Annotated in this window: 15 protein-coding genes; 6 read left to right on the forward strand and 9 right to left on the reverse strand. The window is 34.9% G+C overall.

Features of this window, described 5'->3' with window-relative positions; genetic code table 11:
• Nucleotides 1–389: 389 nt before the first annotated feature.
• From B4N66_RS13165 to B4N66_RS13175, 3 genes are read right to left on the reverse strand one after another with little or no spacing between them, the layout of a single operon-like run.
• Nucleotides 390–851: a hypothetical protein gene (locus tag B4N66_RS13165; protein ID WP_291095308.1), complete on the reverse strand. Its 462-nt coding sequence runs from the start codon at nt 849–851 to the stop codon at nt 390–392.
• A 5-nt stretch (nt 852–856) separates the two neighbouring features.
• Nucleotides 857–2191 (reverse strand): DUF5689 domain-containing protein, encoded by a 1335-nt coding sequence (locus B4N66_RS13170; RefSeq protein ID WP_291095309.1) that lies wholly within the window; start codon nt 2189–2191, stop codon nt 857–859.
• A 43-nt stretch (nt 2192–2234) separates the two neighbouring features.
• Complete coding sequence (locus tag B4N66_RS13175; RefSeq protein WP_291095310.1) at nt 2235–5105, reverse strand: carboxypeptidase-like regulatory domain-containing protein; 2871 nt, start codon at nt 5103–5105, stop codon at nt 2235–2237.
• Between the two features lie 137 nt (nt 5106–5242).
• Between B4N66_RS13175 and B4N66_RS13180 the strand changes: the two genes are divergently transcribed.
• From B4N66_RS13180 to B4N66_RS13195, 4 genes are all read left to right on the forward strand, one after another.
• A complete protein-coding gene (locus B4N66_RS13180; RefSeq protein ID WP_291095311.1) occupies nt 5243–6283 on the forward strand; it encodes an endonuclease/exonuclease/phosphatase family protein in 1041 nt (346 codons plus the stop codon).
• A 63-nt stretch (nt 6284–6346) separates the two neighbouring features.
• Nucleotides 6347–6883 (forward strand): 3-hydroxyanthranilate 3,4-dioxygenase, encoded by a 537-nt coding sequence (locus B4N66_RS13185; RefSeq protein WP_291095312.1) that lies wholly within the window; start codon nt 6347–6349, stop codon nt 6881–6883.
• Between the two features lie 300 nt (nt 6884–7183).
• Nucleotides 7184–8737, forward strand: a complete 1554-nt coding sequence (locus B4N66_RS13190; RefSeq protein ID WP_291095313.1) for an aldehyde dehydrogenase family protein — start codon at nt 7184–7186, stop codon at nt 8735–8737.
• Between the two features lie 122 nt (nt 8738–8859).
• Nucleotides 8860–9234 (forward strand): carboxypeptidase-like regulatory domain-containing protein, encoded by a 375-nt coding sequence (locus B4N66_RS13195; protein ID WP_291095314.1) that lies wholly within the window; start codon nt 8860–8862, stop codon nt 9232–9234.
• Between the two features lie 168 nt (nt 9235–9402).
• Here the strand turns inward: B4N66_RS13195 and B4N66_RS13200 are convergent, their stop codons facing one another.
• From B4N66_RS13200 to B4N66_RS13225, 6 genes are all read right to left on the reverse strand, one after another.
• Nucleotides 9403–9975, reverse strand: coding sequence for a PhnA domain-containing protein (locus B4N66_RS13200; RefSeq protein WP_291095315.1), 573 nt, complete (start codon nt 9973–9975; stop codon nt 9403–9405).
• A 6-nt stretch (nt 9976–9981) separates the two neighbouring features.
• Entirely contained in the window at nt 9982–10479 is a 498-nt protein-coding gene (locus B4N66_RS13205; protein ID WP_291095316.1) for a DUF6646 family protein, read from the reverse strand.
• A 50-nt stretch (nt 10480–10529) separates the two neighbouring features.
• Nucleotides 10530–11261: a metallophosphoesterase family protein gene (locus tag B4N66_RS13210; protein ID WP_291095317.1), complete on the reverse strand. Its 732-nt coding sequence runs from the start codon at nt 11259–11261 to the stop codon at nt 10530–10532.
• On the reverse strand, nt 11254–12405 hold the full coding sequence (locus B4N66_RS13215; protein WP_291095318.1) for an ATP-binding protein: 1152 nt from the start codon (nt 12403–12405) through the stop codon (nt 11254–11256). Before B4N66_RS13215 ends, B4N66_RS13210 begins: the two co-directional genes overlap by 8 nt.
• Nucleotides 12406–12481: 76 nt before the next feature.
• A complete protein-coding gene (locus B4N66_RS13220; protein ID WP_291095319.1) occupies nt 12482–12877 on the reverse strand; it encodes a four helix bundle protein in 396 nt (131 codons plus the stop codon).
• A gap of 109 nt (nt 12878–12986) precedes the next feature.
• A complete protein-coding gene (locus tag B4N66_RS13225) occupies nt 12987–13856 on the reverse strand; it encodes an aldo/keto reductase (protein ID WP_291095320.1) in 870 nt (289 codons plus the stop codon).
• A 257-nt stretch (nt 13857–14113) separates the two neighbouring features.
• On the opposite strand from B4N66_RS13225, the gene B4N66_RS13230 reads away from it, so the two are divergent.
• Both B4N66_RS13230 and B4N66_RS13235 read left to right on the forward strand, forming a co-directional pair.
• A complete protein-coding gene (locus B4N66_RS13230; RefSeq protein ID WP_112087072.1) occupies nt 14114–15118 on the forward strand; it encodes an AAA family ATPase in 1005 nt (334 codons plus the stop codon).
• A 74-nt stretch (nt 15119–15192) separates the two neighbouring features.
• Nucleotides 15193–16059, forward strand: a complete 867-nt coding sequence (locus B4N66_RS13235; RefSeq protein WP_248436241.1) for a DUF58 domain-containing protein — start codon at nt 15193–15195, stop codon at nt 16057–16059.
• The last annotated feature ends 9 nt before the right edge of the window (nt 16060–16068 follow it).

Here is a 16068-nt window from a genome sequence, read left to right on the forward strand (position 1 = left end):
AAGAACAACACGCAGAGAACAGACGAAGTGAGTTCTTGATTGTGAAGAAGTAAGATATCAAAACTAAATAATTGTAAACCGGACTTTCTAAGGAGAGTCCGGTTTTTTTTATTGGTTAGCCTTTTTTTAATTATAATGATTAAAAAAGAATACTTATAATGCGAAAAAACAGCAATTAATTCCTTTAAGTAACTTAATCTACTTTGATATCTTTACGTTGCAATAAAAGCGATGTTGTTGAACTATGGGTATACTCAAAAACAGAAATATAATCGTGATAAATTTGAGCTTTAATTCTTAAACATATTGCAGTCAAGTTGACTATGATATGTTTTGTAAGCATAAAAAAAGAGGCTGTTAAGCCTCTTTTGATAAAATATAAATTTATATTATTCTTCTTCTTTTATTAATTTAAGAAAAACTAATTCATCAGTATCTTTGTCAGTATAACTAATTTGAATTTCAGTATAAGTCAAAGATATTATCGTAAAGTAATCGGTAACGTTTTGATTTTCTTCCTCTTCTTCCTCATCAATATAACTTAGCGATAAAATATTATTATTTAATTCATAACTGCCTAATTGCTGCGAATTTTCACAAACTGAACCGACTAGTTGAAAATCATTCTTTTCATAGGAACCATTGTTGTTGAGAATCAAGTTGTTTTTTTCACAACCTTCATCATTTACATAACTTTGATATACCAAAACATTTTGAGCGTTAATTGCTCCTATTTGATCCCAAACCCATTTACCAGATAAATAATCAGGAGTAACATAGGTAATACCATCATCTGATTCACAAGAGAGAAAGGTTGAGATGGTTAAAAGTACTATAAATATTTTTTTCATATTAATTATTGTCCTAAAAATTCTACATTATCAACTTGATAAGTTGTTGTTACTCCTGTACTTGAACCTTGGTAACGGAAAGAAATGTAAACATTGTTACTGGTAATTGAAGATAAATCAACCAACATACCATAGAAATTTGTTGCATATGAAGTATCTGTGATTGAAGCAATTGAAGTTGGTAATTCTGTCCAAGTAGCAGCATTTATTTCACCCGCAGTACCGCCTCCATTATAATCTGTAGAGTACCAAACGGTTAATCCAACACCATTATAAAAACCAGTTTTAACTCCGAATCTCATGAAAGAACTAGTAAATTGACTTAAATCTATTGCAGGTGTTATTAATCTAGCATCTACATTATTCTCGTTAGTACCGAAAGCTGACATTTGAGCATATTTGTTATTGCTGAACAGTCTTGCTTCCCATCTTTCTGTTCCATTCATGGATACATTGGACCATCCTGGTAAACTAACCCAAATATTATTACCGGTATTTGGTAAACTTTCAAAGTTTTCGGTGAAAAATGGTGGAGCTAATCTAGGCTGATCTAGTTTAATATCACTTTCATAACGAGCAACAAACTGATAATCATTATTGAACCTTGTTAGAATACCTCTGATTTTACCGCTTCCTGTTTGAACAGGTTTTCCCGCATAAGCAGCAAAACTACTTGTTCTAAAAATTACATTTTGACCTGAATTATCTACTAATAAATGGTTTGTAGCTCCACCAACAGTGTTTGAAGCTCCTTCAACATAATATGTTTTATCTAAAGCAGCCTCAACAAATTGAACAGCATTAAGTTCAACCAATTTATTGATATTACTGTCGTTTAAAAGTTCACTGATTGATAGCGTTTGAACTAACTCATCTTCATTAACAACTGTACATGATTTTATAATTGAACTTTGAACCTGAGTTCTTGATAATCTACCAACAGAGGGGATGTTAGATGTACTTACAAATAAACCACCAATTCTCATTCCTCCAAAAGACACATCAGTATATAAGTTTTGCATTTTAATAAATACTTTTCTACCTGGTTCATAGGAAGCAAATGAACTTTCTATATCTACCGGCACACTAAAAGCTTTACTTCCATCTAATGTTTGCATAGAGATAGATTTAAAAAAGTTACCGCCTCTATCACTAGAAACTACGTATGCTTCTATAACATCATTTTCAGTATATTGAGTAACAGTTGAAGTTGCAGGTATTTCAGCAACCTCTTTTGTTTTTACTAAAGATGTATCTACACATCCAAAAGTTGGGGTTTGATAATCGTCATCGTTAACACAGCTGGAAAATGTTCCTACTGTAATTGCTAGTAATAGCATTGATTTATAAAAAGTTGTCTTCATAGTATATGTTTTTTTTAAATTAGAAATTGAAATAGAAGTTTATAAAATAGGTTCTTCCAAAACCATAAAAATAACGTGGTGCAAAAGCAGGTGTTCCGCTAGAAACATCTTGATTGAGTTCTCTATAATTAGCGTTTCTTGCTTGTTCAAATCCACCGGTCTTATAAGTTACATCAAAAATGTTGTTTATAGAGGCAAAGAAACCGACTGTATTTCTGTTTTTGTTGCTCACTCTCCACGATTTCCCTCCGACTAAATTAACCAATGTAAAGCTATCAAATTTTTCTTGTTTAAGCAATTCTCTGGCTCTTTCCTCTGTTGCCTCAGGAAAGCTTGCTCCATTAACACTAGCAGGATCTCTAAAGAAGGTATTTGTTCTTAAAATTGGAGAAACATCTATATAGGTGTCTGCAAGGTAGTTTACATTTGCTCCAATCCACCAAAATTTTGGATCCCTGTATTCTAAACCAAACGAATAGGCTTGTTGAGGCATTCCTGGCTGTCTATAATCCTTCATTTTGGCAGTACCTATATTAATAAGTGTTGGTCTGTTTAATGCAGCATTATTATCATTGTTCAACGTTACTGTAGGATTGTTTGAGTAAGTATATTGTCCATAAGCGGCAGCGGCAGTTGCTTTGATAGTTGATGTGATTTGGTATTCAATACCTAATTCTGCACCAATATTCAATTTATCTAAATCAGTAACAATTTCTGCCACAAAAGCATCACCTCCATCATCATCAACATCTTCAAAAGTTCCTTCTGCAAAAAAGAAGGATGTTTCCGTTGCATTTTGAATTTTTGAATAATATGCTGTTAATCTTGCTTTTAGTCTTGGTGCTCTTATGATATAGCTTGCATCAAAAGAAGATATTGTTTCACTATCAAGATTATCTATTGTTCTATTATTTAGACGAGCATTTGGAAATGCATTTCTCAATGAAGGAGCTTTGCTCATGTATAAACCATTGAAATTTAATAAATGCCTTCCGGTTATTTTATAGGTTAAACCACCTTTAAAACCAAAGTTGTCAAATATTTGTTTATCCCCTTTTCCAAATGAATTATTTGGATAGATTCCATTTCTGTAAAGCCCTTCTCTTTGATAACTTGCTCTGGAATATGATTGTGCTACATAAAAATCTACTTTACTGTAAGTAAACTTAAATTGAGTAAAAGCGTCTATATTATTTGCAAACAAGTTGTAGTTGTATCCAAATCGGTCGCCAACACCAACAATTCTATCAGGATTGTTTAAGTCTGTTTGTTGAGCCGATCCTGTTTGAAAATTATCTATATCGTTGTAAAATGCACCACCCAATAAATCTGTTAAATATTGAAAATTTTCAGATTTTAACCTTCTGAAGGTAAAGCCTGCATTCATAACAATATTATCAGCTAGTTGTGTATTTAAAATAGAATTAGCAGTTAATAACTTATCATCTATTCTGTCCTCATATAAAACATATTTACTTTGTATTGGATTTCTAATCTCATTTCCATTTTCATCTTCACCAACTAATTCAGTATTTGAATTATACATTAAATTCCAATCAATTTGTTGGTTTGATAAGAAAGGTGCGTTTAATGCTCCAATTAATTCAGGTGTTGGAACCCCTCCTAAACCTCCGGGTTGAAATGCAGATTGAGGAACGTTGCCAATGTCTGTACTATAAAGAGACGTAAAATAACTCGGTAAATTTCTGTAGTATGTTGGGTCAGGATTTCTAGCATTTTGAAAATCAATTCTTGAATTTCCTATTTTACCAAATTGATAGGATACATTCGTATTCAAATTGGTTTTAGGACTAACTTTCCAATAATGACTTAGCATAAAAATAGGTTCTTCAACATCTCTATCTCTGGAATTTCTTTTCTTTCCATCTTGCCATCCCCAAAAAGAGTTATATTTTGTTCCAGCAATACTAGTGATTTCGTCTGTGTTAGAAGAATTTCGACCTCTGCTATTTTGAGCATAGATTGAGGTAAAATTTAAACTGTGCTTGCTGTTAATTCTTTTTTCAACACTGGCAAATACAGAATTTGCACTATAATCTGTTCCTTCAAAATAACCTTCTTCAGCCCATCTTCTTCCGGCAGATATAACAAAAGCCCAACCGTTTTTATCCATACCGGAAACATGAGTACCCATCATCCTCCAATTGTAATTGGTGTTTGTTCCGGAAAATGAAATCCTTGATCCTTTTCTATATAAAGATGCTCTTGTATTAATTTCTTGTGTTCCTAGAGCACCACCAAATGTATAATCTGATGGAGCAGAACCCATTGTAAACTCTTGATTTCTTGTTGCATCGTTCAAGCCACCCCAGTTACCCCATTGTGGTCTACCGTCAAGAATTTTGTTCATCACTATACCATTAATCATAGTAGTACCATACTCATTGTCTAAACCTCTAACTCTAAATCGAGCTTGTCCCCAATTAAAAGCAGCTGTTTGTTGAAATGGATCTCTTGAGGCTTGAAGTAAACCTGCAGTATTGTCTGAACCGGTTCCATCATCACCCAAATCGTTTTCTGTAATTGTAATCAAACTCAATTGTTGTTCAATTGTTACATCTTCTTCAACAACGATAACACCGAGGTCTAAGATTTCTCCGCTTACAACATCAATACTTAAAAGCTTTGGCGTAAATCCATCACTTTTTAATTGAAGAAATTGAGCCCCTTCTGGAATGCTTTCTAAAACAAATGCACCTTCAGAATTTGTCAATTTCATTAACGTTGTGTTTTGAATAGTTACAACAACACTCTGTAATGGCCTTTGAGTTTTAGAATCTACCACAACACCCTTGACTCCTCCTGAGTTCTGTGCAAATCCAAAAAACACTTGCATTACAAGTAAAATGCTAAAAACAAGTTTTTTCATAAATAAAAATAAAGTTAATTTAACTCGTGTTAAGTTAATTATTTCTTAACAGCCCGCAAATGTACATTATTTAATAATATTATTTACTTTTGGTGCGAAGTTTGTATCAAACTTGACAGTAATTTAATATACAATTTATGAAAATTAAACAATTTCTTGCCGCTTTTCTTGTGATTTCTTCAATGAATAGTGTCATTGCTCAGGACAAAAAATTTAAAGTGCATACCGTCGCTTTCTATAATCTTGAAAATTTATTCGATACCAAAGACGACGAAAATGTAAATGATTCAGAATATACACCGGCTCAAGGTTGGACAAACGAAAAATATCAACAAAAACTGCAAAACTTATCTAGAGTAATTTCTGAAATAGGAACCAGCGAACAACAAACCAATTCTCCTGTTGTTTTAGGAGTTTGCGAAATTGAAAACAGAGGCGTTTTAGAAGACCTTATTAAACAACCCAAATTAGCTTCCAAAGATTACGGAATAGTACACTACGATTCTCCAGACGGAAGAGGAATCGACACCGGTTTCCTTTATCAAAAGAAACATTTCACACCAACAAGTTCAGCGAATATTCCATTAATTATTAAAAATATTGACGGTAGCGGTAAACGTGTTTACACCAGAGACCAATTATTAGTGTCCGGTTATCTTGACGGCGAAGAAATGCATTTCATCGTAAACCACTGGCCATCCCGTTCCGGAGGCGAAAAAAGAAGCAGCCCTTACCGTGAAGCGGCCGGAGCTTTGAACAAAAAAATCATCGATTCACTTCAAAAAATCAACCCAGATGCCAAAGTAATCACGATGGGCGATTTAAACGACGGACCGTATAATAAAAGCGTAAAAAAATTCTTAGGAGCAAAAGCCAAAAAAGAAGAGGTAGAACCAGGTGGAACATACAACCCAATGGAAGAAATGTCTAACAAAGGAATCGGTTCACTTGCGTATCGCGATGCGTGGGATTTATTCGACCAAATAATTTTCACTGAACCTTTCATCAGAAAAGATTACTCTTCTTTCCGTTTTTGGAAAGCAGGCGTTTTCAACAAACCTTATTTAGTGCAGACTACAGGTCAATATAAAGGTTATCCGCTAAGAAATTCACCGGCAGAACCCGGTTTCAGCGATCACTTTGCCGTCTATGCTTATCTGATAAAAGAAGTAAAATAAATTCAAAAGCCGATTCATTTCGGCTTTTTTTATTTCGTAAATTTACAGTTCAAAAATAAAATTATGGCAATCCAAAAACCATTCAATCTTAACCAATGGATTGAAGAAAACCGTCACCTACTCAAACCACCCGTTGGAAACAAAAATATCTATGTCGATTCCGGTGATTACATCGTAATGGTTGTTGCAGGTCCAAACGCCCGAAAAGACTATCATTACAACGAAACCGAAGAACTTTTCTACCAACTTGAAGGTAACATTACCGTTTATGTTCAAGACAACGGAGAAAAAATCGCAATGCAACTTGGTCCCGGCGATATGTTTTTACTACCCGCCAAAACGCCACATTCACCCGTTCGTCAAGAAAATTCAATCGGTTTAGTCGTCGAAAGAAAACGTATCGGACAAGAAATTCCCGACGGATTACTCTGGTTCTGCGACAATTGTAACCATAAATTATACGAAGTCTATTTTGAACTCAAAGACATCGAAAAAGACTTTTTAGCCCATTTTCAACATTTCTATAACTCCAAAGAACTTAGAACCTGCCAAAATTGCGGCACAATTATGGAAACCGATCCCCGATTCGTCGCCAAGTAAACTTGAAACCTGACACGAGCCTAAAAGGCGACTGGCGAAGCAAACTTGAAACTAAAATTACGGCAGACAATTCCCACTGTCCGTTACAAGTTTTTCAAGAAAAATTAAGTTTTGCAAGCCACCCAAAGAGCTTCCGTTGGTCGCTTTTGTTTGGCAGCAAAACTAAAAATTTTTCTTGAAAAAGCTTTCCACTACCATCGGGGCTGCAATTCACTGCTCCACAACAAAATCAGTTTTCCAAAACAAAAAAAATCGGTATCTTCGCAAAAAAATATAACAAAAACCTTTAAAAAAGTTATAATGTCAACAATCGCACAACAATTCGGTATGACCGAAGCCCTGGAAATATTAGGTATAAAACCCATCAACGAAGGAACTTCCACCGGAAACAACCATTTTTCCAATGGCGAACTCATCGAAAGTTATTCTCCCGTAGATGGTCAATTAATCGCAAAAGTAAAAGCATCCACCGCAGCCGATTACGAAAAAGTAATGCAAGCTGCCACCGAAGCGTTCAAAACTTTTCGCCTAATGCCGGCTCCTCATCGTGGCGAAATCGTTCGTCAGTTTGGCGAAAAATTGAGAAAATACAAAGAACCACTCGGAAAATTAGTTTCCTACGAAATGGGGAAATCACTCCAAGAAGGTTACGGTGAAGTACAAGAAATGATTGACATCTGCGATTTTGCAGTTGGTTTATCACGTCAATTACACGGTTTAACGATGCATTCAGAACGTCCCGGACACAGAATGTACGAACAATATCATCCGCTTGGCGTAGTCGGAATTATTTCGGCTTTTAACTTTCCGGTTGCCGTTTGGTCTTGGAATACCGCTTTGGCTTGGATTTGCGGTGACGTTTGCGTTTGGAAACCATCCGAAAAAACTCCACTTTGTGGCGTTGCTTGTCAAAACATCATTGCCGAAGTCTTGAAAGAAAATAATTTACCGGAAGGAATCTCGTGTTTAATCAACGGTGATTACAAAGTAGGAGAATTAATGACGCACGATAAACGTGTTCCTTTAGTTTCTGCAACCGGTTCAACCCGAATGGGTAAAATTGTTGCTCAAGCTTGTGCTGCTCGTTTAGGAAATTCATTGCTTGAACTAGGCGGAAACAACGCCATCATCGTCACTCCGGATGCCGACATCAAAATGACTGTTATTGGAGCCGTTTTTGGAGCAGTTGGAACTGCCGGACAACGTTGTACTTCTACTAGACGATTAATCATTCACGAAAGTATTTATGATAAAGTAAAAGATGCCATTGTTTCAGCTTACAATCAATTACGCATCGGAAATCCGTTAGATCAAAACAACCACGTTGGCCCGCTAATTGATGTTGATGCTGTAGAACCATACAAAAAAGCCTTAGAAAAAGTAGTTTCCGAAGGCGGAAAACTAATCGTTCCGGGCGGTGTTTTATCCGGAGAAGGTTATGAAAGTGGTTGTTATGTAAAACCCGCAATCGCCGAAGCAAACAATTCATTTGAAATTGTTCAACACGAAACTTTTGCACCGGTTTTATATTTACTAAAATATTCCGGCGATGTGCACAATGCGATCGAAATTCAAAATGGTGTTGCACAAGGATTATCATCAGCAATTATGACTAATAATTTGCGTGAAGCAGAAGCTTTTCTATCCGTTGCCGGTTCCGATTGTGGAATTGCCAACGTAAACATAGGAACTTCCGGTGCCGAAATCGGTGGAGCTTTTGGTGGCGAAAAAGACACAGGCGGAGGTCGCGAATCAGGTTCTGATGCTTGGAAAATTTATATGCGAAGACAAACCAATACAATCAATTATACTACTAGTTTGCCTTTGGCACAAGGAATTAAATTTGATTTGTAGTTTACAAGAATAGAAAAAGAAGAAAGAGAAAAGAAAACCTTGCAAATTTTATTATTTGCAGGGTTTTTTTACGCAACTTTTTCATTGTTTTAGCATCTATTCAATAATCAAAAAATAAACACATGAAAAAGATTTTTTTACTATTGGCTTGTACGCCATTTTTACTTGCAATGACTTGCGAGGATGATGATGAAATTTATTGTACACAAGAAGCAAAAGCCGGTTTAAACATCACCGTAAAAGATGCTGTAACAGATGAGCTTCTATCAACCGGCGTTACTGTAATTGCTCAAGACGGTTCCTATTCGGAAACTTTAGAACAATTTCCAAACGAAGAAGTTCCTGTTTTTATCGGAGCATGGGAACGAGTGGGGACGTATGTGGTAACTGTTTCTAAAGAAGGTTATCAAACATTTACCTCTGAACCAATTGTTGTAACTGCTGATGTTTGCCATGTTATTCCAGAACTACTAACGGTGGAACTTCAACCTAATTAAGACATGTTTTGTTTTGTTTTATACACAAAAACCCTGCTAAGTTTAAAGTTTAGCAGGGTTTTAACTTCGTAATCTTGTCATTCCAACTTAATGAGATTGCTTCGCCAGTTCGCTATCGCTCGTGTCCTCCTTCGTCGGAATGATAAAAATGCGTGAAAATCGTATCAATTATTTCGTTTTCTTCACATACTGCGTCAAAATAAAAATAGTTTGATTTTCAACTCTTCCTTCAATAAGATTTGCATCATCCCAAACTAATTTAATATTGTGAACAGCGGCACCTCTTTTAGCAGTAAAATTAGCACCTTTTACATCCAAATCTTTAATCAAAACCACAGAATCTCCATCTTTCAGAATATTTCCATTAGAATCTTTGTGAATGATTTTACCTTCGTCGTCATCACCTTCTCCGGTAGCTTTTGCCCATTCTAAGGCATCTTCTTCCAAATACATCATCTCCAGTAAATCGTGGTTTTTTAATCGAGCTAACATCCGCCAAGACACAATTTGCACAGGTAAATGTTCGCTCCACATGCTTTCATTCAAGCCTCGCCAATCCTCCGGATTTGTTGTTTCCGGATTTTCGATTTGATTTTTTAAGTTTTGAGTAATTAAAAGACTGTTTTCTAAACTTTCTTCTGTTTTCGGAGGAACAGTATACACCACTAAATTTTCCTCTAAACCGCTGATTTCACATTTAGAATCACTGCGATCTCTTATTTTTTTTTCGGTTGGACTCACTTTCGATTATAAATTAAAACAAGCTCCGATATTAAATTGAAATTGGTTATTCAATTTCTGATAACCAATAGGGTCATTGTCGTACGATGCAATTGGAAAACCAATTTCTGAAAATAATCCAAATCCTTCCGAAAAGAAATAGCGAGCACCTACGTGACCACCAAAGTTTCTTAATCCTAAGTTTAAACCAGGATACACATCAAAATTTGAAGGTAAGCCAATTACACTTCCAATGTTTGCGTTGAAACGAGCTTTTAAATCAAAGCGATCTTCAAATTTAGCTCCTTCAAATCCTGAAGGCTCATCAACACCCAAAAGGTATCCGGTTTGCACACCAACTGACATGTTTTCGCCAATTCCGTAATCATAAAATAAAACAATTCCGGTTCCGTGGTCTTGAATATTGGCCCCGACCTGAAATTTTTGATCTCCTTTTCCGCTGTAAGCTTGTGCATTAGCTAAGAAACCACTCAAAATCAATCCAAATGTAAATAGTTTTTTCATCGTTATAAAATTTTTACAAATGTAAACAATTCTGTTTTAACATTAAACTACTAATTTCTTCCTTTTTCGTTTGGATACAATTGTGACAAAGGCTCGCTTTGCCAGTATTGCTTAGTATTAACATCTAAAATGGTAAGCGGACCATGAAAAGCAGCACCAGTATCAATATTCCAAACACATGCTTTGTTAATAGGAATGGTTTCATTGATTCGAGTGGTTGGTGTATGACCAATGTATATTTCATTGTATAAAGTGAATCGTTTTGGGTAGAATAAATTGTCTTTTGATAAAGTTGGATTTAAAGAAAGAGCAGTTTCCCACAATGTTCTATCCCAATAAAATAAACGAGGAAAATATTCATAAGCAATTCCGTTTACATTGGTAAAGCCGGCATGAATAAACAAGCGATTTTGTTCGTCTAAATAGTAATCTTTTAATTGGTTTTCTAAAAAATCAATATGCTCTAAACGAGTGGCATCCGAAACTTTTTCATAGGCATCAATAGTGGATTGACCGCCGTGTTTAAACCATTCTTGGTTGTAATCGTTTGTTTTTAAATAATTGAGTAACAATTCATCATGATTTCCTCTGATAAAAACACAAGGTTGTTTTTTGCTTAATTCAATTATATAACTGATTACTTGCGGTGATTCACTCCATCCATCCACATAATCACCTAAGAAAATTAATGTATCGTTTTTTGTGGCTTCACTTCTTTCGAGAACTTGATGCAAGGCACGAAGTCCTCCGTGAATGTCACCGATTACAAATGTTTTAGTCATTGTTTTTATCATATTTTACCTTTCTCAAAATCCGCATAGTTTCTTTGAAATTTACATAAACCATTTGGTTTTCTACTGTTTTTAGTAGCGGTTTGGCATCAATTAATTTTTGTTTGGCTTCTTCAAATCCGTTTAAATAACAAATCATTAATGTAGAAGGCAAATTTAGTAAATCCCGCTTTTCATTTTCGGATAAAGCGGTTCCTTTTTGTAATTTTTGCAACAAAGATAAGTTGGAATTATAAATATGAAACATCATTTTCCGATTGTATTGCGGTGGTTCAAACAGAAATTCGTTTTCAATTTTATAATAACCATTGTCAAAAAAAGTCAACGTTTGTTTTTCTAACGGATAATAACTCGTTTTGTCATTCAAACCCAAAGGAACATATTCTGTAATCGAAAAAGTTTTGTCGTCATATTCAATTGAAACTTCATCAAAAGCGGAATAAAACAGCTTGACTTGTTCGTTAATCAATTCAATATCAACTCTTGAATAAAACGTTTTGTCGCGTACCTTTTTCTTATTTCCTGCCCAACAAACCACAAATAATTCTTTAAAAACATGATATTTTGTGGCCATATCTTTGTGCCGATTATTCATAAAATCCAAAACACCTTCTAATGTATAAGAAATGCTGTTTCGCGAATTATTTTCAATCCCAATCACCGTTTCTGTATTCATTTTAGAAAACGGAATTTTGTCTTCGGTTGGAATGGAATTGCTTCCTCTTCGCACAAAAACTGTTCGGGCCGGAATGGTGTAAATTCCTTTTTTAAAGGATGAAATTTTACTATTCGGTTTTATCGTTACCAAACCCACTACTTTATCTTTTGGCAAATTTGGAAACGGTACATTTTCATATTGAATTTTAGGCGGATTTTCTAAAAATGCGTTCACTAAATTTTGAATCCTACTGTCGTCAAAAAAATCATTGCCGGTAATTTCATTATCTTGATCTTCAACCCCAACCACGATATAGGAATTATTAGTTGGGTTGGAATTCGACAAAGCACAAATGTGTTTCAAAAACTTCGCTTTTCCTTCTTTGGTATGTAAATTCAACTGTCGCTTTTTATCATAAAAACTACTCTCATCGTTGTGAGCTAGAAGATTTTTGATAAGAAGGCGTTTGTTGATCATTTTTTAAGTTGCGGGTTTTAAAGTTACGAGTTGCGGGTTACGAGTTGCGGGTTAACTCGCAACCTGTAACCCGCAACTATTTTTTGTCAAACTTACTTCCGTTATTGTCAGATTTTACTAAGTAAGCCATAAACGAACCTATTTTTTTGCTTTCAGTAATTGTTTTCTCTTTTAAAAATTCAAATTCTTCTTCGGTTATATGCTTTCTGTCAAATGCTCTGTATAATTGTGATCTTAACTCGCCACAAGAACCTTTAGAATAGCTCAAAAAATTTATAAATTCTCGTCGTCCATTCCTTTCAAAACCCTCAGCAATATTATCCATTATTGAACCGGATGATCGATTCATCTGATTTTTTAATTCAAAGTCTTTTCCTAATGAAGTGTTTTCAAAAGCATTCCAAACATCTTTACAAATTTCTCTACTTAATTGCCAAATTTCTAATTCTTCAAACGTGTTAATTGTTGCCATTTTTAAACTTTTTTTTATGGATTATATGATGAACAATCTTAATCATAAAAAATATAAAATCCAATCTTCCAACTCGTAACCCGTAACCCGCAATTTTCCAACCCGCAACCTACGGAACCTCATTCCCCATACTTTCCGTCCAAATTTCAAACCAATCTTCTTTGTCTAAAATTAAATCGGATGCTTTTTGCAATTGTTGAATTCGGGCAACATTTACTGTCCCGGCAACGGGAATAATTTTTGATGGATGCTGCATAATCCAAGCCAATAAAATAATATCGGACCCAAAGTGATATTTTTCGACCAATCGAGCTAATAATTTTTTTAATCTTCTAGTTTGTTCAGTATCTTCTCTAAAAATCGTTCCGAGCGGATTCCAAGCCATCGGACGAATGTTGTGAATTTGCATATGGCCTAAACTTCCATCTACCATAGGTTCAAAATGCGTTGCGGAAAACTGAATTTGGTTATATGAAACTTTTGTTTTTTGCTGAATCAAATCGGTTTGAGAAGCAGTGAAATTCGACAATCCAAAATCCAAAATTTTACCGTCTTTTTTCAATTTTTCAATCGCTTCGGCAATTTCATCAGCTTGCATTAACGGACTTGGTCGATGCAAAAGATACACATCCAAATAATCGGTTTTTAAATTTTTCAGCGAATTTTCTGCCGACCAAATTATGTATTCTTTAGAATAATCATAATGTTTGATTCTGTTTTGACGATTATCGGTAACTAATTGAATGCCACATTTAGAAATTAATTGAATTTTTGAACGATCAATTTTACTTTGTTTAAAACCTTCTCCAAAAGTGGCTTCGGTTGTATAACCGCCATAAATATCGGCGTGATCAAACGTCGTTATTTTATTTTCTAAACAAACAAGAATGAGATTGGCCATTTCGGCGACACTTAGATTTTTGTCCCAAACACCCCAATTCATAGTTCCTGCCATAACAGGAGATAATGTAGTTTTCATTTTTTTAAAATTTATGGTAATAGGTAAAGGGTAATAGTTAATAGGTGGTTTTAACTTGAAACCTTAAACCTTAAACTTTCAAACCCGCACTTTTTTCTTATCGGTCTTAAAATTATAAAAACTAAATCACAAATCACTCTTAAAACCTATGATTTTATTGAAGTTTTAACGCTATGTTAACATCTTAAAACGAATAAAATTTTCAATTTGCACTGTTAATTTAAACACACTAAATTCGAGCTCTTAAAATAGGAATTATGGAAGAAAATACAACTACGCTAGACATCCGAGCGATTAATGAAAAAATTGAAAGAGAAAGTGCTTTTATCGACCTTCTTACCTATGAAATGAACAAAGTTATCGTTGGTCAAAAACACATGATCGAGCGATTGTTGATTGGTCTTTTAGGTCAAGGTCACATTTTACTGGAAGGTGTTCCCGGTTTGGCAAAAACGTTGGCGATTAATACGTTGTCACAAGCTGTTCAGGGTTCATTTAGCCGAATTCAGTTTACACCGGATTTATTACCAGCCGACGTGGTTGGAACGATGATTTACAACATTAAACAAAATGAATTTTCGATAAAAAAAGGTCCTATTTTCGCCAATTTCGTTTTAGCAGATGAGATCAACCGTGCTCCTGCCAAAGTGCAATCGGCTTTGTTAGAAGCGATGCAGGAAAAACAAGTAACGATTGGTGACACGACTTTTAAATTAGACAAACCTTTCTTAGTTTTAGCTACTCAAAACCCGATTGAACAAGAAGGAACGTATCCGTTACCGGAAGCTCAAGTCGATCGTTTTATGCTAAAAACCGTGATTGATTATCCAAAAATGGAAGACGAACGATTGGTGATTCGTCAAAATTTAAAAGGAAGTTACGAAAAAGTGAATGCTGTGATTTCCATCGATCAAATTTTACGTGCTCAACAAGCTGTTCGTGAAGTGTATATGGACGAAAAAATTGAAAAATACATTTTAGATATCATTTTCGCTACACGTTTCCCTGAAAAATATAAATTAGAAAGTTTAAAACCGTTAATCAGTTTTGGATCTTCTCCTCGTGGAAGCATCAATTTAGCCACAGCCGCAAAATGTTACGCATTTATCAAACGTCGTGGTTATGTGATTCCCGAAGATGTGCGTGCCGTTGTTCACGATGTGTTGCGTCACCGTATTGGAATTACCTATGAAGCAGAAGCAGAAAACATCACTTCGGTTGAAATCATTAATAAAATTGTGAACGAGATTGAGGTACCTTAATAAGTTGCGAGTTGAAAAGTTGCGAGTTGAAAGTTTTAACCCGTAACCCGTAACCCGTAACCCGTAACTAAATTATGGAAACAAAAGACTTACTCAAAAAAGTACGAAAAATAGAAATCAAAACCCGAAGATTGAGCGATCATATATTTTCGGGAGAATATCATACGTCGTTCAAAGGTCGTGGGATGACTTTTTCAGAAGTTCGTCAATACCAATTTGGCGATGATGTTCGTGCGATCGATTGGAATGTGACTGCACGTTACAACGAACCTTACATCAAAGTTTTCGAAGAAGAAAGAGAGTTAACGATGATGTTGATGGTGGACATTTCAGGTTCTGAAAGTTTTGGCACAAAAAATCAATTGAAAAGTGAAATTGTGACTGAAATCGCTGCAACAATGGCATTTTCAGCAACTCAAAACAACGATAAAATTGGTTTGATTTTGTTTTCCGATGAAATTGAGCTTTACATTCCACCCAAAAAAGGAAAATCACATGTGTTGAGAATCATCCGTGAGTTGATAGAATTTAAACCAAAAAGCAATAAAACCAATATTACAAATGCGTTGAAATTTTTATCGAGTGTGATGAAAAAGAAAGCCATCGTATTTTTCATATCTGATTTTATTACGGATGATAATTACGAACACACCTTAAAAATCGCCGGAAAAAAACACGACATCACCGGAATTCGTGTGTTTGACATTCGAGAAGAAAAAATGCCAAACATCGGAATGGTCAATATGTTAGATGCGGAAACTGGCGAAACAATGTTGGTGAACACTAATTCAAAATCTATCAGAATGGAATATGAAAAATACTACCGCGAAAAAGTAACTTTTTTCAAAGAAACTTTTTCAAAATGTGGTTCAGGAACAGTAAATACAAGAGTTGACGAAAGTTATGTGACCAAATTACTAACTTATTTTAAATCAAGATAATCATAAGCA

This window comes from Flavobacterium sp. UBA2787, from assembly GCA_002352205.1.
Taxonomy (GTDB): domain Bacteria; phylum Bacteroidota; class Bacteroidia; order Flavobacteriales; family Flavobacteriaceae; genus Flavobacterium.